General features: G+C 70.9%; 20 protein-coding genes. 19 read left to right on the forward strand and 1 reads right to left on the reverse strand.

The features are described from left to right. Positions 1-18 precede the first annotated feature (18 nt). Entirely contained in the window at positions 19-2,484 is a 2,466-nt protein-coding gene (locus CLM73_RS23055; RefSeq protein WP_418904961.1) for a carbohydrate-binding family V/XII, read from the reverse strand. 567 nt (positions 2,485-3,051) lie between these two features. Between CLM73_RS23055 and CLM73_RS23060 the strand changes: the two genes are divergently transcribed. The 19 genes from CLM73_RS23060 (at position 3,052) to CLM73_RS23150 (ending at position 26,563) form a co-directional block, all read left to right on the forward strand. Beyond that, on the forward strand, positions 3,052-5,334 hold the full coding sequence (locus CLM73_RS23060; RefSeq protein ID WP_105240400.1) for a phage tail sheath family protein: 2,283 nt from the start codon (positions 3,052-3,054) through the stop codon (positions 5,332-5,334). Positions 5,335-5,401: 67 nt separating this feature from the next. Further along, positions 5,402-5,926, forward strand: coding sequence for a phage tail protein (locus CLM73_RS23065; protein WP_056566211.1), 525 nt, complete (start codon positions 5,402-5,404; stop codon positions 5,924-5,926). A 12-nt stretch (positions 5,927-5,938) separates the two neighbouring features. Beyond that, positions 5,939-6,664: a hypothetical protein gene (locus CLM73_RS23070; protein ID WP_105240401.1), complete on the forward strand. Its 726-nt coding sequence runs from the start codon at positions 5,939-5,941 to the stop codon at positions 6,662-6,664. 326 nt (positions 6,665-6,990) lie between these two features. Continuing rightward, a complete protein-coding gene (locus CLM73_RS29015; RefSeq protein ID WP_158685916.1) occupies positions 6,991-7,467 on the forward strand; it encodes a hypothetical protein in 477 nt (158 codons plus the stop codon). Further along, positions 7,464-8,756, forward strand: coding sequence for a DUF4255 domain-containing protein (locus CLM73_RS23080; protein WP_105240403.1), 1,293 nt, complete (start codon positions 7,464-7,466; stop codon positions 8,754-8,756). The genes CLM73_RS29015 and CLM73_RS23080 overlap by 4 nt, the downstream gene beginning before the upstream one ends. Then, positions 8,753-10,696, forward strand: a complete 1,944-nt coding sequence (locus CLM73_RS23085; RefSeq protein ID WP_105240404.1) for an ATP-binding protein — start codon at positions 8,753-8,755, stop codon at positions 10,694-10,696. Before CLM73_RS23080 ends, CLM73_RS23085 begins: the two co-directional genes overlap by 4 nt. Next, a complete protein-coding gene (locus CLM73_RS23090; RefSeq protein ID WP_105240405.1) occupies positions 10,693-10,935 on the forward strand; it encodes a hypothetical protein in 243 nt (80 codons plus the stop codon). The genes CLM73_RS23085 and CLM73_RS23090 overlap by 4 nt, the downstream gene beginning before the upstream one ends. 8 nt (positions 10,936-10,943) lie before the next feature. Then, positions 10,944-12,092 (forward strand): DUF4157 domain-containing protein, encoded by a 1,149-nt coding sequence (locus tag CLM73_RS23095; protein ID WP_105240406.1) that lies wholly within the window; start codon positions 10,944-10,946, stop codon positions 12,090-12,092. Positions 12,093-12,100: 8 nt separating this feature from the next. Beyond that, a complete protein-coding gene (locus CLM73_RS23100) occupies positions 12,101-12,370 on the forward strand; it encodes a hypothetical protein (RefSeq protein WP_105240407.1) in 270 nt (89 codons plus the stop codon). Continuing rightward, positions 12,367-13,020 (forward strand): hypothetical protein, encoded by a 654-nt coding sequence (locus tag CLM73_RS23105; RefSeq protein ID WP_056558507.1) that lies wholly within the window; start codon positions 12,367-12,369, stop codon positions 13,018-13,020. Before CLM73_RS23100 ends, CLM73_RS23105 begins: the two co-directional genes overlap by 4 nt. Then, positions 13,017-13,358: a hypothetical protein gene (locus CLM73_RS23110; protein WP_105240408.1), complete on the forward strand. Its 342-nt coding sequence runs from the start codon at positions 13,017-13,019 to the stop codon at positions 13,356-13,358. The genes CLM73_RS23105 and CLM73_RS23110 overlap by 4 nt, the downstream gene beginning before the upstream one ends. After that, positions 13,351-14,478 (forward strand): hypothetical protein, encoded by a 1,128-nt coding sequence (locus CLM73_RS23115; protein WP_105240409.1) that lies wholly within the window; start codon positions 13,351-13,353, stop codon positions 14,476-14,478. The genes CLM73_RS23110 and CLM73_RS23115 overlap by 8 nt, the downstream gene beginning before the upstream one ends. Next, positions 14,475-14,990, forward strand: a complete 516-nt coding sequence (locus CLM73_RS23120) for a phage baseplate assembly protein V (protein WP_056558514.1) — start codon at positions 14,475-14,477, stop codon at positions 14,988-14,990. Before CLM73_RS23115 ends, CLM73_RS23120 begins: the two co-directional genes overlap by 4 nt. A gap of 13 nt (positions 14,991-15,003) precedes the next feature. Beyond that, positions 15,004-15,327 carry a hypothetical protein gene (locus CLM73_RS23125; RefSeq protein WP_105240410.1) on the forward strand — a complete coding sequence of 108 codons (324 nt, stop codon included), beginning with the start codon at positions 15,004-15,006 and terminating at the stop codon, positions 15,325-15,327. 12 nt (positions 15,328-15,339) lie between these two features. Next, entirely contained in the window at positions 15,340-15,702 is a 363-nt protein-coding gene (locus tag CLM73_RS23130; protein WP_056558520.1) for a GPW/gp25 family protein, read from the forward strand. Further along, positions 15,699-18,155, forward strand: a complete 2,457-nt coding sequence (locus CLM73_RS23135) for a putative baseplate assembly protein (RefSeq protein ID WP_105240411.1) — start codon at positions 15,699-15,701, stop codon at positions 18,153-18,155. The genes CLM73_RS23130 and CLM73_RS23135 overlap by 4 nt, the downstream gene beginning before the upstream one ends. Continuing rightward, complete coding sequence (locus tag CLM73_RS23140; RefSeq protein ID WP_105240412.1) at positions 18,152-21,313, forward strand: putative baseplate assembly protein; 3,162 nt, start codon at positions 18,152-18,154, stop codon at positions 21,311-21,313. Before CLM73_RS23135 ends, CLM73_RS23140 begins: the two co-directional genes overlap by 4 nt. Further along, positions 21,310-23,412 (forward strand): phage tail protein, encoded by a 2,103-nt coding sequence (locus tag CLM73_RS23145; RefSeq protein ID WP_105240413.1) that lies wholly within the window; start codon positions 21,310-21,312, stop codon positions 23,410-23,412. The genes CLM73_RS23140 and CLM73_RS23145 overlap by 4 nt, the downstream gene beginning before the upstream one ends. A 25-nt stretch (positions 23,413-23,437) precedes the next feature. Beyond that, on the forward strand, positions 23,438-26,563 hold the full coding sequence (locus tag CLM73_RS23150) for a DUF6519 domain-containing protein (protein WP_105240414.1): 3,126 nt from the start codon (positions 23,438-23,440) through the stop codon (positions 26,561-26,563). The last annotated feature ends 79 nt before the right edge of the window (positions 26,564-26,642 follow it).

Consider the following 26,642-nt stretch of genomic DNA (forward strand, 5'->3'; position numbering starts at 1 on the left):
TCGGCGCGGCGCCGCTCGTCAGCGCCGGAAGCCGCCGCCGCCCCTGAACCCGCCAAACCCGCCAAAGCTGCGCCCCTCCATCCCGCGCCCCTGCCAGCCGCCCTCCCCGCGTCCCTGCCAACCGCCGTCGCCGCGGCCTTGCCAACCGCCGTCGCTGCGGCCTTGCCAACCGCCGGCAGAAGCGTTCGTGCGGTTCTGCCAGCCGCCGCCATAGGAATCGTCCGTGTGCGGTGTCGAATAGTCGCGCGCCTGGCGTTGCGAGTTCAGGTAGTTGGACTGCGTGTTCGGCTGAACCGGCTGCCAGCCCGACGACGTGTGCTGCTGCCAGCCGTTGTCGTTGTGTTCGTAGACATTGCCGTTGTGGTCTGCATACACGTTGCCGTTGTTCCACGCCGCGCCGCTGCCGGTATTGCGGTCGTACGTGGCGCCCCGCCGGTCGACGCTGTCGGCGCCCTGCCCCGCCGTGCCCGTCGCGCCCGCGGCGGAATACGTGGTGCGGCCGGTGTTGGGATTGGTGCGCACGTTCTGCCGGCCCGCGGCCCATTGGCCGTCGTCGTTCTCGACCGCGCCTGCGCGACCCGCGCCCGATGCGCCCGTGACGGGATCGGTGTACGCGCCCCGGCGGCCGGCGGCGGCGTTGCCCGTGTACTCGTTGTAGGCCGCGCCGCGTGTGCCTTCGAACGCGGCGCCGGTCTGCGGGTTGTAGCCTTCGGCGTGCGCGCCCTGCCATTCGGTGCCCGTCCAGCCGTTCCAGCCGGCCGCGTGCGTGACCGTGCCGGAGCCGCCCCAGGCGCCGTACACGTCGACCTTGTTGACGTCCACGCCGCCCCAGTAGGGCGCGCCGTAGTACGGCCCCCAGTACGGCGCCGCGCCGCCCCAGGCCTCAGCCGCGGCAAACCCGAAGGCAAAGCCGGCGGCCGAATCGAAGGCGGCGTTGTAGCCGTAGCTGGGCGGATACCCGACCCAGGTGTTCTGCACGATCGTGGGCGGATAGGAATAGCCCGTGCCGTAGACGACGGTGCCATCCGGTGCGACCACGACGCCCATGTAGCCGGGTGAATAGCCGAACACCACGCTTTGCGGCGTGGCGCCATAGACCTGCACATAGGTCACGTAATGCAGCGGCGAGCTGGCCGGGATGGCGTAGATGACCGCCGGCACATGGTCGGCCACGCGCCACGGTCCGGTGGGCGAATCCGATACGAACCACACTGCGTTCGACAGGGCGTAATAGCGGCCTTCCGCCTGGATGACCGGCACCGGCGAGTTGGCCGCGTAGTGCAGGGCCGTGCCGTCGATGGGGCGCAGGACGGGCGCCCCGCCGGCGTACTCGACCTGCAGCTTGGCGGCGCTGCGCGACACGGTGGCGGTCTGCGGAATGGTCGATGCAATGACGGCTTCGCGGGCCTGCGGCGTGCCGGGCACCGACACCAGCACTCCGCCCTGCGGATCGTGCGGCGGAATGCGCGCGAAGTCGCGCGGCAGGTCCTTGCCCGGCACATACGACCACGGTCCTTCCAGCCGCGCGCCGCGGAACCAGCGGCCGGACACCAGCAGGTAGTAGCGGTTGTCGCCGGGGTTCATGAACACGGCATGGTCGGCGTTGGTGACCGACAGCAGCGACGTGCCGGACACCGGCCGCAGCTCGGCCTGGCCGATCGTGATCAGCAGTTCGGCGGGCACCGTCGACACCTCGATGTCGGGCGCGCGGTGCGGCGCCTTGCCGTCATGCGGCATCAAGGGGTCCGCCGCCGGGCCGCGGCGCGCGGCGTCGGCGGCGGCGAGCAGCGCGGGCGACGGTTGCGCCACCGTGCGCCACGGCCCGTTGATGTCGCCCGCTTCATACCAGTGGCCCGCGGCCTGCAGGTACAGCCGCCCGGCGTTGTCGCCCAGGATCAGTGCGCGGGTGTTGACGACGCGGCGCCAGCCCTGCGTGTCGGGCAGTTGCGTCCACGCGGGCGCGCCATCCACCAGCACCAGGATCGCCGGCACCGTGCGGTAGATGATGCGCGGCGGCGTGTTGTTCACGGGCACGGTCTTGGCGGCCGGGTTGTTCTGCGACAGCGCATAGCTCAGTTGCAGCGCGTCCAGCGGCGTGACCACGCCATTTGCGGGGATGCGGGCTTCGAGCGCGCTGCGCAGGCGCGCAGCCTCTTGCGGGGCGGTGGGCACCTGCACGCGTTTCACGCGGATGTCGGACAGACGCACCAGCCCGGCGGATTTGTTTACGTCGGCGCGCGCGGAGAATTCGGCCACGCCGTAGGTCGGGTTGCCCTTGGCCGGTCCCACCGCCACCGCCATGCGGCCGGTCAGACGGTCGGCGGTCCAGGTGTCGATCTGCGGCTGGTAAAGCTCCACGCGCTGGCCGTCGGGCGCGGAGAAGCTGCGCGGCCACTGCAGCGCGCGCGCGGCGGACGTGTCGGGCTGGCCGGCGCCTGGCTGCGCGCTCGCGGACTGCGGCGCGGCGGCGGACTGGTTTGGCATCTGCGGCTGCGCCGCGGCGCCGAACGCCAGCGACGTTCCTGCCGCCACGCCCAGGACAACGCGCGAGAGGCGCGGCCGGCGGCCGGCGTTGCCGGGGGTGGCAGGCAAGCGGGAAAACCAGTCATGCAAATGCAGCAATCGGGACACGCAATTCATCTCACGCTCCTTGAGGTTCGGGCCGCCTGCCTGGCCGGCTTGGGCGCACCGCCGTCCAATGGATAGCGGACGGCGCCGCTTCGGGTTATACGCCAGCGCGCCTCGGGGTTCAATTGCCGGAAGACCCAAGCTGACCCCACCCTGAATAAGCAACAGATCGTTAACGCCGTTAAAAAGCTATTGATCGCATCAGGCAGAACTTCTATAACTCGTTCCTACCAGGGCTTGCTGCTTTTGCCCGATTGCCTTTCCGCTGCAATCCAACTAGAGCGGCGCAACGCCCGCCACCCCGCGCAAGCCTCGCGCGAATCGCCAGTCTTTCCTGCCCGTCTCCCGTGGCGCGCTGGCGGCTCTCTAAGCCTCTCCTGCGACTAGGACATTGATCCCGACAGCCGCGTGAAGGAGCAGCTCATGGCCCTTACCCTGTCCCATCCCGGGGTTTATATCCAGGAAATTCCCAGCGGCGTTCGCACGATTGCCGGGGTTGCGACTTCAGTCGCCGCCTTCCTGGGCGCGGCCCCGCGCGGTCCCGTCAACAAGGCTGTCCGGATATTCAGCTTCTCCGACTATGAACGCGCCTTTGGCGGACTGGCCGACGATTCCGAGCTGGGCTATGCCGTGCGCCAGTTCTTTGTGAACGGCGGCACGGATGCCTGGGTCGTGCGCGTGGTCAAGGAAGCGTCGCCCGCGCAGCGCACCTTGCGCAGCGCAACAGCGGTGGACGTGCTGACAGTGCGCGCGCTGGATCCGGGCATGTCCGGCAACAGCATCCAGGTCCGCGTGGACCACGCCACCGCCGTGCCCTCCAGCACCTTCAACATCCAGTTCATCCGCGGCAGCGACGGACGGGCGGAAAGCTACGCCAACGTCTCGTTGAATGCCAAGGATCCGCGCTATCTGCTGGATCTGGTGCAGGGCGTGTCGCAGCTCGTTCGCCTGGAGCGGATGCTGTCGCAGGGCGCGCTGGATGCGCTGCCGGCGGGCACCAGCGTCAGCGGCACGCTGGGCGACGTGCAGACGCTGCTGGATGCGACGCACACCGATTTCCGCGTGGCCGTGAACGGGCTGGAACCCGTGGGCGTCAGCATCGCGCTGCCCGGCGACATTGCCGGCGGCACCGCGACGCAGCGCCTGACCGCGCTGGCCGCGGCGATCCAGGCCAAGGTGCGGGCGCAGGCGCAGGGCCGGCCAGCGCTGGCCAACTTTACTGCCGCGCGCAACGGCAACACGCTGGTGATGACATCCGGCGCGGGCGGTGAAAACGCCAGCGTCCGCGTGCTGCCCGGCGCGCGCAACAACGCCGCGGGCGTGCTGATGCTGGGGTCGCTGGCCGGCGGCATCGAAACCGACGGCGCGGCCATCATCCGCCCCGCGCCCACGCCTGATGCCGCCACGCTGACCAGCGACGCCTTTGGCGCGACCGACCTGGACGCGCTGCCCGACGCCACGCACACGAGCCTGCGCATCACGCTGGATGGCCTGGGCCCGGAACTCGTGAGCCTGGGCGATGCCGGGGCTGCAGGCGGCTCGCTGGCCGCCAAGCTTGAAGACGTGGCGGCGCGCCTGCAGGCCGCCGTGCGCGCGCTGCGGCCGGGCACGCCCGCCTTCCGAGACTTCACGGCGCGTGTGCAGGGCAGCACGCTGGTGCTGGCAAGCGGCTCGCGCGGCCTGGGCTCCACTATTGCGGTGGCCGCTGCGCCGGCCAACGATCTGGCCGCTTCGCTGCACCTGTTGACGGGCGCCGTCGCCTCGCCGCCGCCCGTCGATGCGCTGCTGGAAGGCGGCACCGAAACGCCTTACGGTCCCGACGACGTCTATGCCGCGTTCATCGGCAGCCGCGCGCTGCGGCAAGGGCTGTATGCGCTGGAAGACGCCGACATCTTCAATCTGCTCTGCCTGCCGGCCATCACGCACAGCGGCGTGCTGGCCGACGCTGCGTCGTACTGCGAAGAGCGGCGCGCCTTCATGATCGTGGACGCCCCGCCCACCGCAACCGATCCGGCGGCGATGGTGGCGGCGGCCAACGGCACGGCGCTGCCCAAGTCGGATCACGCCGCCGTCTACTACCCGTGGACTTACGTGTCCGACCCGCTCAAGAACGGCAAGCCGCGTCTGGCGCCGCCGTGTGGCACCGTCGCCGGCGTGTATGCGCGCACCGACGGCAATCGCGGCGTGTGGAAGGCGCCTGCGGGCACCGATGCCAACCTGACCGGCGTCATCTCGCTGGCCGCCACGCTGACCGATGGCGAGAACGGCAGCCTGAATCCGCTGGGGGTCAATTGCCTGCGCACGTTCCCGGTGTATGGCGCGGTGTCGTGGGGCGCGCGCACGCTGCGCGGCGCGGATCAGCTCACCTCCGAATACAAGTACGTGCCCGTGCGGCGCCTGGCCCTCTACCTGGAAGAATCGCTGTATCGCGGCACGCAGTGGGTGGTGTTCGAGCCCAACGACGAGCCGCTGTGGGCGCAGATCCGCCTGAACATCGGCGCGTTCATGAACACGCTGTTCCGTCAGGGCGCGTTCCAGGGCAGTTCGCCGCGCGAGGCCTATCTGGTCAAGTGCGACCGGGAAACCACCACGCAGGACGACATCAATCGCGGCGTGGTCAACATCCTGGTGGGGTTTGCGCCGCTCAAGCCCGCCGAGTTCGTCGTCATCAGCATCCAGCAACTGGCCGGCCAGTTACAGGCCTGAGCCCGGCACGCGCCGGCGCCGCATGCGGCCCGGCGCGTTTGCCGACCACGGTTACCAGGAGATTGCCATGGCGCAGTTCACCGTCAATCCGCAGCGCTTCGACCCGTACAAGAACTTCAAATTCCGGGTGAAGTGGGACGGCCGCTACGTGGCCGGCGTCAGCAAGGTGTCGGCGCTCAAGCGCAGCACCGAAGTGGTCGAGCACCGCGAAGGCGGCGATCCGTCCAGCGGGCGCAAATCGCCGGGCCGCAGCAAGTTCGAGGCGGTGACGCTGGAGCGCGGCGTCACGCACGACCGCGAGTTCGAGCAGTGGGCCAACAAGGTGTGGAACTTTGGATCGGGCCTGGGCAGCGAGGTGTCGCTGAAGAACTTTCGCAAGGACCTCATCATCGAGGTCTACAACGAGGCCGGGCAGCTCGTCCTGGCCTACAAGGTGTTCCGCTGCTGGGTGTCGGAATACCAGGCGATCCCCGATCTGGACGCAAACGCCAATGCGGTTGCGATTCAGACCATCAAGCTGGAAAACGAAGGATGGGAACGCGACTACGAAGTCGCCGAGCCATCCGAACCGAGTTTCGTCGAGCCGGCCTGATGGAGCCTCGCGATGACCGCCCTGATCGAATCGCAGATTCTGGCGCTGTGGGAGGCAGGTCGTGACTGCCACCCGATAGACCGCGGCCTGCGGGCGCTTGCCGTGGCGATGCCTGACGTGGATGCCGCGTCACGGCCGGTCGGATGGCGGACGCTGGCGCTGCTGCGCCTGCGGCAAGCCACGTTCGGGCCGCGGCTGGCGGCGTGCGCCGATTGCCCGGCGTGCGGTGCGGCGATGGCGTTCGACCTGGACGTGGCCGCGCTGCTGGAGACGGTGTCCGCGCCGCCGGAGCGCGCGTCGGCTGAGCCCATGTTCGACGCGCACGGCGCCGCCTGGCGTCTGCCCAGCAGCCGCGACCAGGCGCAGGCCGCGATGGCCGCCGACAGCGACGCGGCGCTTGCGCTGCTGCTGCGTGCGTGCCGGATCGGCGCACCGCCCAACGCTGCGCTGCCGCAGGGCGCGGCGCTGGACGATATCGAAGCGCGCATGGAAGCCCTGGACCCCGCCGCCAACATCGAACTGTCGTTGCGCTGCGCGGACTGCGCGCATGCGTGGACGGTGGCGCTGGACGCCGACGCCTGCGTGTGGGACGACATCAGCCTGTGCGCCCGCGGCCTGCTGCGGGATGTGCATCGTCTGGCGCGCGCCTATGGCTGGACCGAGCCGCAGGTGCTGGCGCTGGGGCCCGCGCGGCGCGCCGCGTATCTGGAATTGGCCGACAGCGAGGCGCTGCCATGAGCGGTTTCCTGCGCCAGCTCGCAAGCCGCAGTGTGGGCACGGCGCCGCGCCTGCGCAGCGCGCCGTCACCGCGCGCGGTGGAGGTTGCCGGGGCCGTGCCGCGTGATGCTTGGCGGGGGGATGCGCAGGACGCAGCGGCCGCTTCGGAAGCATTCCCCCGAACCGCCCGCGACGAGGCGGGATCAAGTGATGCGCGCTTGGTGCAGACGCCGTCGCATGCGCCGTGGCCTGCCGGTCTTGGACACGCTGAACGGAAGGCGGAAAGGGCCAGCGCAAATGGACGCGACGCTGCGGACGTCGCCGGCGTGCGTGTGGTGCGTGCCAGCGTGACACCGCCGCTATCCGAAGCAGACCGGCCAACGCGCAGCGCCGAGCCGGCCGAGCAAGACGCGCTTTCGCCGGAGCGTCACCTGCGTGCGCTTCGCCCCATCGACCCCGACGACGACGCATCCGAAGGCCGGCACACCCGGCCGGCAGCCGTGTCGCCAGTCACACGGCCCTTGCCGGCGGCGGCACGCGGCGCGCAGGACGTCACTGCCGTTGCCCACCCTGCTGCCCCGCCCGTCTCTACCATCGCCGCCGACGCGGGCGCCCGTCCCGCACGCAATGCGCGAAGCGCCCCGGCCGATACCGCCTCCGCCGCCCGTCTCGCTGCACAGCCGCCCTCCCCGCCCGACGTCCACATCACCATCGACCGCCTGGAAGTCGCTCCCCCGCCCCAGCGCGCGGCCCCGGCCGCCCCGCGCGCCTCCGCGCTGTCGCTACGCGCCTACCTGACCGCCAGACGCACGGGCCTGCCATGAGCAACGCGCTGGCGATCGCGGCGGTGACCGCCGTCATCAAGGACCTGCTCGACTCGGGCATGATCGACCACGCCGTCACGGACGCGCTGGGCGCGGGCGTCAAGGTGTCCGCGCTGGCGCCCGACGCCGTGTCGCTGGACAACCAGGAAGACCCGCAGTTGAACCTGTTCCTGCATCAGGTCACGCCCAACGCCGCGTGGCGCAATGCCGCGCTGCCGTCGCGCGATCCGGCAGGCGAGCGCATCGCCAATCCGCCGCTGGCGCTGGATCTGCACTATCTGCTGACCGCGTATGGCCGCGCCGAGCTGCAAGCGGAAGTGCTGCTGGGCTATGCGCTGCAACTGCTGCACGAATCGGCCGTGCTGCCGCGCGAGGCCGTGCGCCGCGCGCTGGATCCGGACGTGGTCGATGGCGCCATCCTGCCCACCGTGTACCAGAGCCTGCGCAGCGCGGACCTGGCCAGCCAGATCGAGCTGTTGAAGATCACCCCGGCAGCGCTGGGCGCCGAAGAGATGTCGCGCCTGTGGTCCGCGCTGCAGGCGCACTACCGGCCGACCGCCGCGTTCCAGGTGTCGGTGGTGCTGATCGAGTCCCGGCGGCCCGCACGCGGCGCGCTGCCCGTCCTGACACGCGGGGAAGCCATCCCCGGCACGCCGCGCGACCGGGGCGTGATGGTGTTCCCGGGCCTCACGCCGCCGCTGCCCACGCTGCTATCGGTGCAACCGGCGGGCAAGCAGCCGGTTGCCGTGCCCGGCGGCGCCGTGACGTTGCAGGGCCATCATCTGGACGGTTTGGCCCGCGTGGTGACGCTGCGCCACACGACGCTGGACGCCGAACGCACCATTGCCGTCGAGGCGGGCACGGACGCCTGGCTGCGGCTGACGATGCCCGCGGACCTGCCGGTCGGCGTGTACCGCATGCATGCCACGATGCAGGCCACCGATACCGGCCTGCGGCGCGACAGCAATCAGTTGGCGCTGGTGCTGGCGCCCGAGCCCGTGCTGCCGCCAGCCGCCGCCACGCGCAACGCCGGCACGGTGCGCATCACGCTGGGCATCGCGCCGCCGCTCCTGCCCGGCCAGGCGGCCAGCCTGCTGCTGGGCGACCGCGAGCTGCCCGCCGAACCCGCCGCCGCGCCCGCCAGCGCGCTCATCTTCGAATGGCGCGACGCGCCGCCCGCCGGTACGCGCTTTCTGGCGCGGCTGCGGGTGGATGGCATCGAAAGCCCGCTGGTTGACCGCGAAGCGGTCCCCGTCCGCTATCTTGACCGCCAGATCGAGCTGCCATGAACGCGCGCGCGCCCACCGACTGGATCGAAGCCAACCAGCAATTGCTGGCCGCCGAGTTCACGCGGCTGCGCACACGGCTGCGCAAGCCCGGCAGCCGGCCACCGCGCCACGGCGCGCAGCAGCTTGCGCAGGCGCGCGCCGCACTGGACGGCGACTCGGCCATCGACCAGTTGACGGCCACCTTCGGCCTGTCGGCGTTCGAACGCGACCTGCTGCTGCTGTGCGCCGGCATCGAGATGGACGCGGTGCTGGCCGACCTCTGCACCCACGCGAACGGACGAAATGGGAGTCAGCGCCATGCCACGTTTGCGCTGGCGCTGGCCGAACTGGAAGGCGCGCATTGGAGCGCCCTGTCGCCGCAGCGTCCGCTGCGCCGCTGGCGCCTGCTGGACGTGGACGACACGGCGGATCTGAGCACCGCGCGGCTGCGCATCGACGAACGCGTGCTGCACTACCTGGCCGGTCTGAACGAACCCGACGCGCGCCTGCGCCCGCTGTTGCGGCCGGCGCTGCCCCTGCCGCACGCGGCGTCCGCGCATGAGGCGGCGGCGCAGCAGATCGCCGCGCAAGTTGCCGATGCGCAAGGCACGCCGCTGCCGGTGTTCGTGCTGGAAGGCGACGACCCCGGCGCGCAGGAAGACGTGGCGGCGCGCGCCGCGCATGCCGCGGGCCTCGCGTGCCTGACGCTGCAGGCCGAGGACGTGCCGGCCGACGCCGCCGAACGCAATGCGATCCTGACGCTCTGGCAGCGCGACGCCGTGCTGCTGGGCGCCGCCTTGTACATCGACGCCTCGGAAGGCCTGACACCGGCGGCGCGGCATCTGGTGGAACAGGCCGGCGGACTGTGCCTCGTGGGCGTGCGCGAGCCGGTCACGCTGCGCGCGGCCTCGCGTCCGTGCACGGTGGCCCGGCCGCAAGAGGCCGACCGCAGAACCCTGTGGCGGCAGGCGCTGGGGCCAGAGGCCGCCGCGCGCGTGGGCGATGCCGTGGACCAGGCGGCCAGCCAGTTCGGCCTGGACTCGCGAACCTTGCAGCGCACCGCCGCCGCGCTGGCGCCGGCACTGCAGGAGACCGGCGCCGATCCGGCCGCTGTGCTCTGGCAGGGCTGCGCGCAGGCCAGCCGCCGCAAGCTGGACGGCTTGGCGCAGCGCCTGACGCCGGCCGCAGGCTGGGACGATCTGGTGCTGCCCGAGCCGCAGCGCGCGGTGCTGCGTCAGATCGCGGCGCATCTGCGCCAGCGCTATCGCGTCCATCAGGATTGGGGCTTTGCCGCCGCGCAGTCGCGGGGCCTGGGCCTTGCCACCCTGTTCACCGGCGAAAGCGGCACGGGCAAGACCATGGCCGCCGAAGCCCTGGCCCGCGAGACTGGGCTGGACCTGTACCGCATCGATCTATCCGCCGTGGTCAGCAAGTACATCGGCGAGACCGAAAAGAATCTGCGGCGCCTGTTCGAGGCCGCGGAAGACGGCGGCGCGATCCTGCTGTTCGACGAGGCGGACGCGCTCTTTGGCAAGCGTTCGGAGGTCAAGGACAGCCACGACCGCTACGCCAACATCGAAATCAGCTACCTGCTGCAACGCATGGAGTCGTACCGGGGCCTCGCGGTGCTGACCACCAATCTGAAATCCAACCTGGACAGCGCCTTTCTGCGGCGGCTGCGCTTTGTCGTGCAGTTTCCGTTTCCTGACCTGGACCAGCGCGCGCGGATCTGGCGCGGCGTGTTCCCGGCCGCCACACCGACCCGCGATCTCGATCCGCGCCAACTGGCGCGCCTGAACCTGACGGGCGGCAGCATCCGCAACGTCGCGCTGAACGCGGCCTTCCTGGCCGCCGATGCCGGCACCGAAGTCACCATGGCTCACGTGCTGCAAGCCGCGCACGCCGAAGCCGCAAAACGGGAACGGCCGCTGGCCGATGCCGAAACGAGAGGTTGGCCATGAAATCCGCAATTCACCTGCATATCCGCGCGCTCAGCCTGCCGAGCCACGACGCGGCCCAACGTAATGCGTTCGTTGCCGCGCTGGTGCACGAGCTGGTCCGGCGCGCGGCGCTGAACGGCGGCGCCGCCACCGATGCCAATGCAGAGCAGGTACGCACCGTGGCAGACGGCGCGCAACCGGCGCAGACCGGCACGCAAGCGGGCCGCGCCATCGCCGACACGTTTCATCTGAAGCATTGAGCCGTGCCATGAGAACGTCCTTGTTCACGCCCCGTCCCGACACCTCGCCGCCACGCTCGCGCCTGGTGATGCGGCGCTGCGCCTGCGGTTGCGGCGGCAAGTCGAAGTGCGCTGCGGCTGCATCATCCGGCCGTGCAAGAGCAGCGGTGCCCGAGCAGGTCGAGGACGTGCTGCGCAGCGCGGGCCAGCCGCTGGCCACCGCCGACCGGATGGAATTCGAGCGGCGCTACGGCCACGATTTCGGACGCGTGCGCATCCACGCCGATGCGCGAGCCGCGGATTCGGCACGCGCGCTGGACGCGCAGGCCTATACCGTTGGCCCGCATGTGGCGTTTGGCGCCGGCCGCTACGCACCCGGCACACGCCAGGGCCGCGACCTGCTTGCGCACGAACTGGCGCACGTGGTGCAGCAGCAGGGACGCTACCGCCCCGGGCTGCCACTGGAACTGGGCCCGTCGCACTCGCCACTGGAGGCGGAAGCCGACCGCGCCGCGCACAGCCTGTCACGGCCCACGGCGGCGCCGGGCATGGCGCAGACCGTGCAGCGCGCCGGCATGGGCGACCTGCGCGTGGCCGAAGCCGAAGCGCGCAAATGCCCCACCACGCACACCATGCCGGACGACGTGTATGACGCGGTCAACGAGGCCTGGTCCAAGTCCGGCCACGGCGGCGACACCGTGCAGGAACATGGCGGACGCATCGTGTCCGACAAGGACGGTAAGCGCGTCATTCGCACGGGCTCGGGCGGCGGCGGCAGCATCAGTCTGCCGGCTGAGAAGAAGGGCGACTACACGCTCGGCACTTATCACACGCATCCGTACAGCAGCTCGGAAGGGTCCAAGCTGGGCGTCGCGTTTTCCGGCGCCGACGTGGCCAACTTCATGGCCGGCAGCCAGGGCTGGGTGAAGTACATCGGAGCCGGCAGCTGCAACTACGCGCTGAACATGCAGGACTACGAGGCCGTGTACGACTGCCGCAAGCGCAACGTCGATTTCAAGACCCGCTGGAACGACGCGTTTGCCGCCGCCACCGGCACGTTCCAGGCCAAGGTCGAGACCGCCGTGCGGGCCTCGGTCGACGGCTGCGGCATCTGCTTTTATCGCGCCTGCCGGCCGGATGAGGCCAGCGCCGTGCCCAAGAACATGAACCTGATCTAGGAGCCGCCATGGAAGACTGGATTGGCAAGACCGTGGGCGAAGTGCTGGATCTGTGCCAGACGCGCTACGCCGATGTCACGATGGTTGACGAACCGCCGGGCAAGCTGCGCGCCATCGAACTAGACTGCGTGGCGCGGGTGCCGGTGTCGCGCTTCGTGCTGGAATTCGACTACCGCCCCGACCTCTTCAGCGCCGCGCGCCACTGGCCGGAAGCGCTGGTGGGCGCGCAGCGCATCACCGCCGTGCGCAACGCCGCCGAACCGCAGGCCTACCCATGAGCGGACCGCTTTCGCCCCGCCTGCTGCGCGGCGGCATCATCCTGATCGATCCGGCCAGCGGAGCGGTGCAGCGCGTGATTTCGCTGCAGTACAACCCCGAGACGCTGACGCGATCGCTGCAGCCACAGAGCGTGGACGACGGCGGCGCGGCGGGCGAGCCGCTGCGCCTGAAAGGGCCGCCCGCGGAAACGATCCGGCTGGACGCCGAGCTGGACGCGACCGATCAGCTGGAATTTCCCGACGATCATCCCCAGGCGCGCGACACCGGCATCCACGCGCAGCTGGCCGCGCTGGAGACAATTGTCTATCCGGACAGCGCCGCGCTTATCCGCAACAACCAGATCGCCAACCTGGGCACGCTGGAGATCGCCCCCACGGTCGCGCCGCTGAGCCTGTTCGTGTGGAGCCGCGAGCGCGTGGTGCCGGTGCGCGTGACTGACTTTTCGATTACCGAAGAAGCCTTTGACGCGCGGCTCAATCCCATCCGCGCCAAGGTGTCGCTGGGTTTGCGCGTGCTGCACGTGGGCGATTTGGGCTTTGGCGACAAGGGTGGCCATCTGTACCTCGTGTATCAACAGCGCAAGGAACGGCTGGCCGCGCTGGCCGGTCTTGGCGACCTGGGCTCCGTCGGACTGGAGTCCCTGCCATGAGCGTGCAACGCTTTCCCGCCAACAGCCGGTACCACGACGTGCCCACGGCGGAAATGCCCGGGCCGGACGGCCGGCCGCTCGTCTACCTGCGCCGGCGCTTTCTGCCGGATCCGGCGGCGCTGACGTCGGTGGGCGAGGTCGCGGTCGCCCCGGGCGACCGGCTTGACCGGCTGGCCGCGGCGGCGCTGGGCGATCCGCTGCAGTTCTGGCGCCTGGCGGACGGCAACGACGCGCCGCGTCCGGCCGCGCTGGAAGTGCCTGGGCGGAGCCTGCGCGTGACGCTGCCCGCGGCGTTGGGTGCTTCATTTAACGCGCCATTCGGAGGCAGCGATGCTTAGCGGCGTGCACCTGACGCTGCTGGTCGGCCCCGGCCTGCCGGTGCCCGCGCCCCGTCCCATCATGGACGGCCTGGAGCGCGTCGAGGTGTCGTCGTCCGCGGACGGCCCGGGCGGTTTTCAGCTCACGTTCTCCGTCAGCAACCGCTCGCCGCTGCACACGCTGCTGGTGATCACCGGCGGCCAGGTGCCGTGGCTGCGCATCATTCTGATCGCCACGCTGAACGGCCTGCCCACCGTGCTGATGGACGGGCTGGTCACGCGCCAGGAGATCACGGACGGCAACGCGCCCGGCCAATCACGCCTGACTGTCACCGGCGAAGACCTGACGGTGGCGATGGACAAGCAGGACATGAGCGGCCTGCCCTACCCGGCCATGCCCCCGCCCGCGCGCGTCGCCGCCATCATCGGCCGCTACGCGCTGTACGGCATGCTGCCGCTGATCGTGCCGTCGCCCTTTACCGACGTGCCGATTCCGGTGGAACGCATTCCGCTGCACGAAGGCACGGACCTGGCCTACGTGCGCCAGCTTGCGCGGGAAGTAGGCCACGTGTTCTACATCGAGCCTGGTCCGCTGCCCGGCGCCAACGTGGCGTACTGGGGACCGGAGATCCGGCTGGGACCGGTGCAGCCCGCGCTCAACCTGGGCATGGACGTGCACAGCAATGTCGAGTCGCTGTCGTTCGCGGTGAACCAGTCGGACGCCGCGCTGCCGGTCATCTTTATCCAGAATCCGCTGACCAAGTTTCCGATTCCGCTGCCCGTTCCCGACGTCAGCCTGACCAGTCCGCCGCTGGGTCTGCTGCCGCCGCTGGCCAAGGGGCTGACGCTGCTCAAGGACACCGCCAAGCTGTCGCCGGCCGCCGCGTTGGGAAAAGGTCTGGCCATGGCCGCCGGCACCACCGCCGACGCCGTGACCGCCGACGGATCGCTCAACGTGCTGCGCTACGGCCACGTGCTCAAGTCGCGCCAGCTGGTGGGCGTGCGCGGTGCGGGACTGGCGTTCGATGGCCTGTACTACGTCAAGCGCGTCGACAGCTCGCTCAAGGCGGGCGAATTCCGGCAGCAATTCTCGCTGGCCCGCAACGGCCTGATCTCGACCCTGCCCCTGGTGCCCCCATGACAGAACCCCAACGCCACTACGGCAAATTCCGCGGCGTGGTGATCAACAACGTCGATCCCATGCAGATGGGCCGCATCCAGGTGCAGGTGCCCGACGTGCTGGGCCTGGGCGTCTCAAGCTGGGCCATGCCCTGCGTGCCGTTCGCCGGCCAGCAGAGCGGCGTGTTCGTCGTGCCGCAGGTCAGTTCGGGCGTGTGGGTGGAGTTTGAACAGGGCAAGCCCGATTACCCGATCTGGGTCGGCGGATTCTGGGGATCGGCCGCCGAAGTCCCCGCGCTGGCGCTGGCCGGCCTGCCCGTGTCGCCCAGCATCGTGCTGCAGACCGGCGGGCAGAACACCTTGATGATTTCCGATCTGCCGGGCCCCACCGGCGGCATCCTGCTCAAGACCAAGACGGGCGCGATGATCTCGATCAGCGATGTGGGCATCACGCTGTCCAACGGCCAGGGGGCGACGGTGATGCTTGCCGGTCCGGCCGTCAACATCAACCAGGGCGCCCTGACGGTGACCTGAGGAGGCCAAGAGCATGCCCGGACCCCTGCTGCATTTCGGCGCCACCGTGCAGTGTTCGCACGGTGGCCAGGCCATTCCCACGGCGCCCAATCCGCGCGTGCTGCTGTCGGGCCAGCCGGCCGTGACCATCCTGTCGACGTATTCCATCGCGGGCTGCGCGTTTCCGCCGCCGCCGTCGGGCAACGGCCCCTGCGTCACCGGCATGTGGCTGACCGGCGCGACGCGGGTGCTGATCGGCGGGCTGCCGGCCGCGCTGCAGGCGGGCTCGTCGATCTGCATGCCCACCGGCACGCCGATGCTGGCGCTGCAAGCGCAGGCGCGCGTCGTGGGCATGTAAGGACGCATCGCCATGGCCATCCTGCGCTTTCCGTTCGAACCCGACGCGCGCGGCCGCAGCCGCAACGCCGACGACGCCACGCACGTGCGCGACATGATCGAGCAGGTGCTGTTCACCGTGCCGGGCGAGCGCGTCAACCGGCCGGACTTCGGCTGCGGGCTGCTGCAACTGGTGTTCGCGCCCAACAGCGACACGCTGGCCGCCGCCGTGCAGATGAGCGTGCAGGGCGCGTTGCAGCAGTGGCTGGGCGAACGCATCGCGGTGGAATCGGTCAACGTCGCGCACCGCGATGCGACGCTGCAGGTCGACGTTCAGTACGTGCTGCGCCAGGGCCAGCAACGGCGGCTGGCGCGCTTTACGCGGGATCTGCCATGAACCGCCAGTTCCGCAGCGCCAACCCGCGCCGGCTGCAACTGCTGCGCGCCCAGCAGCCGCCCGGCGACAACGGCATTGCTTTTGTGGAAATTGACGCGGCCGATCAGCGCACGGTGCGCGTGGTGTGCGCGCATCCGGTGTCCGGCATCGGCCGCGCCCACGTGCGCATCGAAGGCGGCGCGCGCATCCGCGGCATCGCGCTGGCCGCGGACCCGGTGCTGTCCGGCAACGAGATCCGGCTGACCGTGGACAAGGCCGGCGACTTCTCGTGGTACACGCTCGCGCTCGTCAACCCGGCTGATCCCGACGCGCCGGCGCCGGGCTTTGACCTGTGCCTGTCCACCATCGAGATCAACTTCAAGGCGGGCTGCCCATCGGAGTTCGACTGCGCCGATTCGCACGTCTGCGATGCGCCCGCGCCGCCCGAGCCGCTGCTCGATTACCTGGCAAAGGATTACGAGAGCTTCCGGCGACTGATGCTGGACCGCCTGTCGCAAAGCATGCCCGACTTCACCGAGCGCAATCCCGCGGATTTCACCGTCGCCCTCGTGGAAACGCTGGCCTACGTGGCCGACCATCTTTCCTATGCGCAGGACGCCGCCGCCACCGAGGCCTATCTGGACACCGCGCGCCGCCGGACCTCGCTGCGCCGCCACGCGCGCCTTCTGGACTATCCCTTGCACGACGGCTGCAACGCGCGCGTCTTCGTCGCCGTTGAAGCGAACGCGCAGGGCGATGGCAAGGTCATCCCGGCCGGCACGCCGCTGTTGACCAGCGCGCCGGAGGCCGCGCTTGCCGCGCCCGTGCGCCGCCGCGACGCGCTGGACGGGCTGCCCGCGGCCGGCATCGAAGTGTTCGAGACGCTGCACGACCTGACGCTGCACGCCGCGCACAGCCGCATCTTTCTGCACGACTTCGCCGATCCCGCCTACTGCCTGCCGCGCGGCCAGACGCAGGCGGCGCTGGTGAACGATCCGCCGCTGACGCTTGCCCCCGGCGACGTGCTGGTGTTCGAGGAAACGATCGACCCGTTGACCGGCCGCAAGGCCGACGCCGACCGCACGCATCGCGTGGCCGTGCGCCTGCTTGACACCCGCGCCGGCCGCGACGACCTGACCGGCACCGACTTGCTGCTGATTGCCTGGCATCCGGACGACGCGCTGCCGTTTCCGCTGTGCGTCAGCCGCGAGTTCGACGACGGCGGCGCGCTGGTCAAGCGGGCCGTGTCCGTGGCGCGGGGCAACGTCGTCCTGGCCGACCATGGCATGCAGCGGGACTGGACGCCGTTGCTGCCGGACACCGCAACCGCGCGCGACGCGCCGGCCTCGCGGCCCTACCGCCCCCGCCTGCCGGACGCGGGTCTGGCCTGCGCCGAACCCTACCGGCATGACCTCGCCGTGTCCGCCTTGCTGCCCGCCGGCGCGGCGCTGGCGCAGGACCCGCGCCGCGCGCTGCCCAGCGGCATGTCGCTGCAGGCGGACGACGCCAATCAGCCCGGCGACGTGCCCGCCCCCGCCAGCCCGGCGTGGTCGCCTCAGCGCAGCCTGCTGGCCAGCGCGCGCGACGCACGCGAGTTCGTCGTCGAAACGGAAACCGACGGCGCGGCCTGGCTGCGCTTTGGCGACAACCGCTACGGCGCCGCCCCCGTTGCCGGCGAACGCCTGCTGGCGCGCTACCGGCTGGGCGGCGGATCAGAGGGCAACGTGGGCGCCGAGGCCATCGGCGCGCTCGTCACCGACGATCCGGACCTGATGCTGGGCGTGGCGCGCGTGCGCAATCCCCTGCCCGCGCAGGGCGGCGCGGCGCCGGAACCGGCCGACGCCATCAAGCTCAACGCGCCCGAGGCCTTTCGGGTGCAGGAACGTGCGGTCACGGCCGACGACTATGCGCGCCTGGCCGAACGCCATCCGCAGGTGCAGCGCGCGGCGGCCCGGCTGCGCTGGACGGGCAGCTGGCACACCGTCTTTCTGACCGTCGACCGGCGCGGCGGGCTGGCGGTGGACGCGCCCTTTCGCGCCACGCTGCGCACCTTCATGGAGCGCTTCCGGCTGGCCGGGCAGGACCTGGAATTCTCCGATCCCGTGCACGTGCCGCTCGACATCCTGGTGCGCGTCTGCGCGGCGCCCGGCCACTTTGCCGCGGACGTGAAGGCGGCGCTGCGCGATGCCTTCACCGCGGGCCTGGACCGCGCGGGCCGGCCGGGCTTCTTTCATCCCGACCGCTACACCTTCGGCACGCCGCTGGCGCTGTCGGCGCTGATGCGCGCGGTCATGGCCGTGCCGGGCGTGGCGTCGGCGCGGGCCGAACGCTTCCAGCGCTGGGGCCGCGACCCCGCGGGCGAGCTGGACACGGGCCGTCTGCTGGCCGCGCCGCTGGAAGTGCTGCGCGCCGACGGCGACCCGAACTTTCCCGAGAACGGCCGCATCGACTTCATCGTGGAGGGCGGATCATGACAACCCCCGCCGATTGCGGCTGCTGCGCCGGCCAGCCTGCGCTCACACCGTCCGACCTGGACAATCCGCCGGGCCAGCCCGCCTTGCGCCTACGCATCGGCACGCATGGCCGCTTTCTTGCCAGCCTGACGGCGGACCTGGCGCGATCGCCGGCGCTGGCCGCGCTGACCACACGCGACCGTGACGACCCCGTCATCGCCCTGTTCGACGCGTGGGCCGCGGTGCTGGACGTGCTGGCGTTCTATCAGGAGCGCATCGGCAACGAGGGCTATCTGCGGACCGCGACCGAGCGCCGGTCGGTGCAGTCGCTGGCGCGGGCCATCGGCTACGAACTGCGGCCCGGTGTGGCGGCAACGACGTGGCTGGCGTTCTCGCTGGAAACCGCGCCCGGCGCGCCGTTGCAGGCGCGCGTCGAACCCTGGACCCGCGCGCAAAGCGTGCCCGCGCAGGACGAACGCGCGCAGACATTCGAGACCCTGCAGGCCGTCGAGGCGCGCGCCGCCTGGAACGCGCTGGAACTGGCGTGGCTGGAACCGGCGCCGCCGCGCTTTGGCGCACGCACGCTGTGCCTGGCCGGGGCCGCCACACGCCTGAAGCCCGGCGATGCCGTGCTGGTCGTGGGCGACGAACGCGTGCGCGATCCGGGCAACGAAAACTGGGACTTCCGCCGCCTGACGCAGGTTCGCGAATACGTGCCGGGTCCCGGCGAAGACGGCGCCCCCGCCTACACGCTGATCTCGCTGGAGCGCGGCCTGGGCAGCGCGGCTCCGCACGTGCAACCCGCCCGCCGCAATCCGCGCTGCTACGCGCTGCGCGCGCAATCGCGGCTGTTCGGCTACAACGCGCCCGACTGGCGCGCCATGCCCGCCACGCTGCGCGCGGCCTATCTGGGCATGGCCGACGACGCCAAGCCGTCCTTCAGCCAGTTTCCGCAGTGGCCCGGCTACACGCTGGCCGACATCTCCGACCCGCCCGGCACGAGCGGCGCGGGGTCCGGCCTGTACGGCGAGTATTACCGCGGCCGCAGCTTCAGCGAACGCGTAATGACGCGCACCGATCCGCTGCTGGATTTCCGTTGGGCCGCAGGCGGTCCCGGCGACGGCGTACCCGCGGACAACTTCTGCGTGCGCTGGACTGGCTGGGTGCGCGCGCCGGGCAGCGGCAGCTACACCTTCCATGTCACGGCCGACGACGGCGTGCGGCTGTGGGTGGACGGCAACCTGCTCATCGACCAGTGGCGCGAGCAATCGCCCACCGAATACAGCGCCAGCGCCCGGCTCATGGCGGGACGCAAGCACGACATCCGCATCGACTACTACGAGGCCAGCGGCGACGCCACCCTTGCGCTCGCGTGGTCCGGACCCGGCCTGGCGCGCCAGACGATACCCGCCGCCAGCCTGTTCCCCGCCGACGTGCACGGCGTGCACCTGGATGCCGTCTATCCGAAATGGGTGACCGGCGGCTGGGCCGTGCTGTCCATGCCAGGGTATGAAGAGCTCTACCGCATTGCCGACGCCGGGCCCGATGCGCGGACCGGCTTTGCGCTGGCCGGACCGACCACCCGCCTGACCTTGCGCGGGGAACGCCTGCGCGAACAGTTCAACGACGCCGTGCGCGAGACCACCGCCTATGGCGAATCCGACGCGCTGGATTGGGGCGTGCGTCCCGCTTCCGGCCTGACGCAGGGCCACGCGCTGGTGCTGGCGTCGTACGAGCCCGACCTGCCGCAAGAGCGCGTGCTGGCGGTGTCGGGGCTGATCCTGGACGAGAGCGACGCCGCCAACACCGCGCCGCGCGAGCGGCTGTTGCGTGGCGATGCATTGGCAAACGTGCGCGTGGCGCGCGACCGCGCCAGCGCCGATCTGGAATTCGAGGACGGGGCGCGCGTCACCGTCACGCTTTCTGACGCCAGCGACATCGTGCGCATCCAGCGCAACGACAGCGCCGGCGGCCGCACGTCGCTGCTCCTGGACGCCGATCTGGCGCACGCCTATCTGCCCGCCACGGTGCGCATCAACGCCAACGTCGCGCCGGCCAGCCACGGCGACAGCCGGCAGATGCGCATCCAGCCCGAGGTGCTGGGCAGCGGCGCGGGCAACCGGGCCTTCCAGCGCTTCACGCTGCAGCAAAAGCCGCTGACGTTCGTGCCCGCGCCCACGGCGAGCGGCGCGGCGAGCAGTCTGGAGGTTCGCGTGGATGGCCTGCTGTGGACCGAGGCGCCGCGCATCACGGAACTGGCGCCGGACGATCGCGCCTATCTGCTGCGGCTGGACGACAGCGGCGGCGCCACCGTGCAGTTCGGCGACGGCCTGCACGGCGCGCGCCTGCCATCCGGCTCCGGCAACGTGGAGGCGCGCTATCGCGTCGGTCTGGGCCGCGAAGGCAATGTCGCGCCCGGCCAGTTGAGCGTGCTGCTTACGCGGGCGCCCGGCGTCAAGGCGGTCGTCAATCCGGCGCCCGCGACCGGCGGCGTGGATCCCGAAGCCGGCGACGCCGCCCGCCGCAATGCGCCGCTGCGCGTGCGCACGCTGGACCGCATCGTCTCGCTGCGCGACTTCGAGGATTTTGCCGCCGCGTTCACCGGCATCGGCAAGTCGCAGGCGGTGTGGCTGTGGGATGGGGAACAACGGCTCGTGCATCTGACCGTCGCCGGCGAGGATGGCGCCGCGCTGGATCCGGCAGGCGAGCTATACCGCAACCTGCTTGCGGCCATCGACGGGGCGCGGCCGCCCTATCAGCCGCTGCGCGTGGCGCCGTGCCGCTACCTGGATTTCGGCCTGCGGGCCAGTCTGGGCATCGATCCCCGCTACGAGCCGCCCAAGGTGTTGCAGGCGGCCCGCGCCCGCGTGCTGGAGGCCTTTGGCTTTGCCGCGCGCGCATTCGGCCAGCCGGTGCACGGCGCGGAAGTGCTGTCGGTGCTGCAAGGCGTGCCGGGCGTGCAGTGGGTGGACCTGGATTCGCTGGTGCTCGAAGGGGGACAGGATGCGGGACTGAGCGCGGGCTCAGGTGTGGGTTTGTCCCGTTTCACTGCTCGGCGCAGCAATGGACCTGACGCCACGCTGCCCGCCCGCACCGCGCGGTGGCAACAAGACAGCCTGCAACCGGCCGAACTGCTGCGCCCGGACCCGGCGGGCATCCTGTTATCGGAACGCACATGAACGCCCGCCTGGATGCCGATGCGCTGATGGCCCTGCTGCCGGCCTTCTACCGCGAGCGCGACGCGGCGGCCGGCGGCCCGCTGCGCGCGCTGCTGGACGTGCTGGCGCGCCAGGGCGCGCTGCTGGACGCCGACGTGGACCGGCTCTACGACAACTGGTTCATCGAGACCTGCGACGACTGGGTGGTGCCGTACCTGGGCGATCTGCTCGGCGTGCGCGCGCTGTACCCCGTAGGCACCGCTTTCTCGCCTCGCGCGCTGGTGGCCAACACACTGCGGCTGCGCCGCCGCAAGGGCACCGCGCTGGTGCTGGAAGAGCTGGCCGCCGACGCCACGGGCTGGCGCAGCCGCGTGTCCGAGTGCTTCGAGCGTGTCGCCACCACGCAGCACGTCAACCACCCGCGCCCGCACGCGCTGCGCACGCCGGACCTGCGCGATTCCCGGGCGATGGAACGGGTCGATGGCCCCTTCGGCGCCGAGCTGCACACGGCCGACGTGCGCGCGCTGCCTGCGGGGCGCTACAACCTGCCCAACGTCGCGCTCTTCCTGTGGCGGCTGCAGTCCTACACCGTGCAGCGCGGCGACGCCGCCCCCGCCACCACGCTCGATGGCTTCTACACCATCGACCCGCTGGGCCGCGACCAGCCGCTCTTCAACCGGCCGCGCACAGAGACCGACATCGACCATCTGGCCGAGCCGCTCAACGTGCCCGAACCACTGTCCTGGCGCGATCTGCATGCCGAACTGGAAGCGCGCCGCCAGGCGCTGACCGACGGCGACGCGCCGCCGCAAGGGTGGTTTGCCGCGGGCGGCGGCGGCCCGGTCGTGCAGGTATGGCTGGACGGACAGGCCGTGCCGCCCGAGCATCTGGTCATCTGCAACCTGGCGCCCATTCCCGGCGTCTCCCCCGAAGACTGGCGACGGCCCGACGCGTCCCTGCTGGTCAAGGCTCGCAAGCCCGGGCGCCCGGACCGCAGCTTTCCCGCTGCGGGCGGCGTGCTGGTGGGCCTGGACCCGCGCCGCGGACACCTTGCGCTACCGCCCGGCGTCACGGCGCAATCGGTACAGGTGCGCTACGCGTATGGCTTTCCCGGCGACATCGGCGCGGGCCCCTACGACCGCAGCGTCCAGGCTGGCGATGAAGCAGATGCGGCATCCGAAGACGCCTTCGACATCGAACTGCGCGTGCCCTCCGCGGCGACGCCCACGCTGGCGGCGGCGCTGGCCACGGTGCAGGCGGGCCAGCGGGCGCGCATCGTGCTGGACCACGACGGCACGGAAGTCATCGCCCCCGATCTGGTGCTGCCCGACACGCACCTGTCGATCGAGGCAGCCCCCCTGCGCCGGCCCGTGCTGCGGGGCGATTGGCGGCTGCGCGGCAATGCCAGCACGCGCGTGCGGCTTGACGGGCTGCTGGTTGACGGCCGCCTGCGGCTGGAAGGCGCGTTGCGTGCCGTGGCGCTGCGCCACTGCACGCTGGCGCCCGCGCGCGGCGGCGTGCGACACAGCGGCGCGGCACCTGAGCTGGAACTGAGCCTTACCCGCTGCATTTGCGGGCCGGTGCGCTGCGCCACGCCGCTTGCCTCGGTCGAACTCGACGCCTGCCTGATCGACGCGCAAGGCAGCGCCGCGGCTGCCGTCGACGTGGACGACAGCGCCCTGCGCGTGCTGGCCAGCACGCTGTTCGGGCGCGTGGCGGCCGGACGGCTCGACGCCTCCAACACGCTGTTCGGCGGCCCGCTAGTCATCAACCGCCGCCAGGAAGGGTGCGTGCGCTATTGCCACGTCCCCATGCCGTCGGTCACGCCGCGCCGCTACCGCTGCCAGCCCGACCTGGCCATGCAGGATCTGAGCGCCGCGGCCGCAAAACGCGCGGCGGCGCGCGTGGCCCCGTCGTTTACATCGACGCAGTTCGGGTCGCCGGCGTACGGCCAACTGGCGCGCGGCTGCGCGCAAGAGATCCGCGAAGGCGCGGACAACGGCGCCGAAATGGGCGCCTGGAATTTCCTGCTGCAAGCCCAGCGCGAAGCCAATCTGCGGCAGGCGCTGGAAGAGTATCTGCGCTTCGGACTCGAAGCGGGATTGATCCCCGTGAACTGAGCCCCCTGTCTTCGGGAACAACATCATGAAAGCCGATCTCAGCCGCCTCACATTCGACCCCGTCCGGCGCTACCGGGCCGTCCGCATGCAGCAGGGCCGCGTGCAGATGGATTCGGACTGGAACGAGCAGCAGGACATCCTGAACCGCCGCATCGAAACCGAGACGGCGGACATCGTCGGCCCGGTGGGCGTGCCGCTGGAGGCGCCGGGCTTTGCGCTGGCGCCCGCGGGCAAGGACCTGTCGCTGTCGGCCGGCCGCCTGTATCTGGACGGCCTCCTGTGCGAAAACCCGCAGCCCGCCACCGTGGCCAAGCAGCCCGACATGCCGCCGACGGCATCGCCCGTGCTGCCGGCTGGCGCGTCTGTCCTGCCGCTGCCGCCGCCCGCCCTCACGCCGGCCGACATCGACGGCGTCGTCGTCTTCGGATCGGGTGGACAAGCCGCGCCGCCGCCGGAGGGCATGTACCTGGCCTATCTGGAAGCGTGGCAGCGCCACCTGTGCACGCTGGACCTGCCGGCCGGCGACACCAGCATGCGCGAGGTCGCACTGGGCGGCCCCGACACCGCCACCCGCGAAAAGACGGTGTGGCAGGTCAAGCTGATGCAGGTGGGCGCGCCCGACGCCGCCCTCACCTGCCTGTCGGCGTTGCCGGCGTGGGATGCGCTGACCGCTCCGCCCGATGCGCGCATGGCCGCGCGCGCCGAAGCCAGCGTGCCGCCCAAGACGCCGTGCCAATTGCCGCCCGACGCGGGCTACCGGCTGCTGGAAAATCATCTTTACCGCATCGAGATCCACCACGACGGCGCCGGCGCGGGCAAGGCGCGCTACAAGTGGTCGCGCGAAAACGGCAGCATCCTGTCGCGCGTCGTGCGCTGGCTGGACGACCCCGTGGCCAACGAATTCGAGGTCGCCAGCATCGGCCGCGACGACGTGCTGGCCATCACCGCGGGCTGCTGGGTCGAGTTCCTGGACGACACGCACGAACTGCTGGGACAGCCGGGGCCGCTGGCGCAGGTGGTGCGCACCGACGGCAACACGGTCACCATCGACCCGGCCAGCCTGATCGGTCATCCGTTGGACGCGGCGCGCTTTCCGTCCAATCCGCGCGTGCGCCGTTGGGACGGCGTCGCGGAAATCACGCCCGCGCCCATCAACAGCGCCAACGCCGGCTGGGTGGAGCTGGAGCAGGACGGCGTCGAGATCAAGTTTTCCCCAGGCCGCCTGCGCGTGGGCGACTACTGGCTGATTCCCGCACGCACCGCCACCGCGTCGATCGAATGGCCGCAGATGCCCGACGGCAAGCCCGCCTTCAATGCGCCCGCCGGCGTCCTGCGGGCGTTTGCGCGGCTGGCCCTGCTGCGCTGGCAGGGCGGCGCGTGGACCGCCGTCAGCGACTGCCGCCCGCTCTTTCCCGCGTTGACGGAACTGACGCAGCTTTACTACGCGGGCGGCGACGGACAGAGCGTCAAGCCCAATCCCGCCATGACGCCCGACGTGGTGCCGCTGCCCGCCGAATTGCGCGCGGGCGTGGCCAACGGCAGCCTGCCGGTGGCGGGCGCCGTCGTGCGCTTCACCGTGGACGCCGGCCGCCTGCCCAATGGCACGGCCACGCAGGACGTGGTCACCGGCGCGGACGGCGTGGCATCCATTGCCTGGTCGCTCGCGTGCGATGCCGCCCGCCCCGTGCAACGCGCCACCGCGCAACTGCTGCGCGCGGGCCTGCCCGCGTCCGACCGCTACCTGCCGCTGCGCTATACGGCGAGCCTGGCGCTGGCATCCGAGGTGGCCTACGACCCCCGCAACTGCGCGGACCTGCTCGCGGAACAAGCCTATTCGGTGCAAGAAGCCCTGGATGCGCTGTGCCGGCGCACGCACGGCGGCGGCTGCTGCCTTACCGTTGGCCCCGCGGGCGACTTCCCGACGCTGGACACCGCGCTGCGCACGCTCATCGGACAGGACCGCATGGACATCTGCCTGTGCCTGACGCCGGGCGAACACAAGCTGGAGGACGACCTCATCATCAAGGGCCCGCGCGTGCGCCTGATGCTGCACGGCTGCGGAGCCGCCAGCCGGCTGATGCTGGAAGAACGCATGTTCAGCCTGGATGGCTTTGCCAGCGTTTCCATCGCCGACCTGGTGATCACGCGGCGCGGACAACCCGGCGCGATCGCCTTCAATCAATGCGCCGACCTGCGGCTGTCGCGCGTCGATTGCGCGGGGCCGGCCGGCCCCGGCAACAGCCTGGTGCGTGTCGACGGCAGCCGGCGCGTGCACATCGAAACCTGCCGTCTTTATGCCGCCGGCCGCGGCAACGCCGAACGCCTCGACCAGCTCTTCGCCCGCGCCCCGACGCTGGCCGCGCTGAAGCGCGCGCTTTCCCCCGATGCTGTGCTGGACGATGACGACGATCGCGCCGCCTCGGCGCTGTCGCGCCAGCCCATGGACGCGCGCAAGGCCATGACCACGGAGATCGCCGCGCTGCTGCGCGCCGGCACTGCGGGCAATGTGTTGACGATGACGCCACGCATCCAGTCGGCGCTGACGTCGCTGGCCACGCAGCTTGGCCGCGAGACGCCCGCAACCAAACGTCTGCGCCCCGCCATCGCCGCGCTGGCCGCCGCGTTGCTGGCCGATCCGCTGTCCTGCGCGCTGGCGCTGCTGGACAACGACGCCGACACCACCGTGCGCGACAACCGCCTGCGCGGCGGCATTGCGCTCTTTGCGGAGTCAGGGGATTTTCCGGAACTGACGACCGATCAATTGAAGCTGCTGGGCGGCGGCATCCGCACGGGAAAGATGGTGCCGGAAGGCGACGGCACGTTCATGCTGCAAAGCAACCATCTGTCCAGCCTGCGGCTCGGGGCCGAGGCGGCGCGCGCCATGCTGACCATCATTCAGACGGGCGGCGAATTTGCCGCGTGGCGCTGCCTGCGCGCGGCCGACAACGCGCTGGAGGCCTACAGCCATTTCCCCGCGTTCGACGCTGCCGTCACCGGCAACAACCTGCTGACCAACGGCGATGCCGGCGCCCTTATCGCCACGCAGGCCAAGGTGATCGGCAACTTCGCGCACAACGATTTCCGGTTGTTCGTGTCGGGCGCGAATCCGGAAGTCCTGGCCAATGGCGGGCTGAATGTGGTGACGGTGTGACCATGCCGAGACAACCCGACATGCAAATGACAGGTTAGGCCCTCTACAATGCCCCTGCTGCATCGCAGCATTTCGCAAT

This window comes from Achromobacter spanius, from assembly GCF_002966795.1.
GTDB classification, from domain to species: domain Bacteria; phylum Pseudomonadota; class Gammaproteobacteria; order Burkholderiales; family Burkholderiaceae_B; genus Achromobacter; species Achromobacter spanius_D.